Origin of the sequence: Bartonella sp. AP58NXGY (assembly GCF_042195785.1) — a bacterium.
Classification (GTDB): Bacteria; Pseudomonadota; Alphaproteobacteria; order Rhizobiales; family Rhizobiaceae; genus Bartonella.
Window position 1 is genome coordinate 1 of record NZ_JBHIOY010000173.1, and the last position, 841, is coordinate 841.

Here is an 841-nt window from a genome sequence, read left to right on the forward strand (position 1 = left end):
AACCCGCCATAAGTCAATGCGCTCCCCGAAACATCAATATGATCCCCCTTTAAATACAGCGTTTGCGGCGTGTAAATATGAGAACGATTATTGCTTAAATCGAGAACCTTTGCTGTCAACCTCACATCCCCCAGAACAGACAGCACATTCTCAACACTAATCCCTCCTGATACCGATGTCAGTGTTGCTGTGCCGTAGCCTATGATCTGATCATAATAAATGTCGTTGCCAGCAAAAAGGTCAATATTTTCACCACTGATAATATGTCCAACCTTTATCCCCCTTTGTGCCGTGATAGAAAGAGAACCTTTATCATAAAAAACAAGCGCACCGGAAGGATTCCAAGGGCTCACCTGAGAGCGAACAAAATCTAACCCTGTCATCAATGTGCCAGCATCAAGGCTGCCACCCTTTAAAACAGCATCTCCACCCGCCATCAGCGAAGAAAAATCAACCGCTCCACCATCAATGTCTGCCTTTCCATAAGCAATCAGTTGTCCAAAATGAACTCCAGCATCAGGTTGTGTATGAATGACAACATTATCATGAGAGAGGATTGTTTGAGAAACAGATAGCCCGTTATGAGAAACCAGTGTGATATCTCCCGCTCCATAAATGCTTTCAGCAACAATCGCACCTTGACTACTCTGGAGATCAACACCCCCATGGCTGCCCAAAACAAGATTTCCAGCAGCCCCCGTTGCTGCCATATCAACCCCACCGGCTAAAAGATACGCCCTGATATCACCACCGGCATGTGCTTTTAAATTGCCCCTAGACAAAACAGTGCCAGCAATGATCAGATCACCGCCCGTTTCAAACGCCATATCAGCCCCTGCCC

At 46.4% G+C, this 841-nt stretch carries 1 pseudogene; it reads right to left on the reverse strand.

Annotation, left to right across the window (positions count from 1 at the left end):
- Positions 1-841 (reverse strand): annotated as a pseudogene (locus ACFINC_RS10260) (filamentous hemagglutinin); the annotation flags it as partial.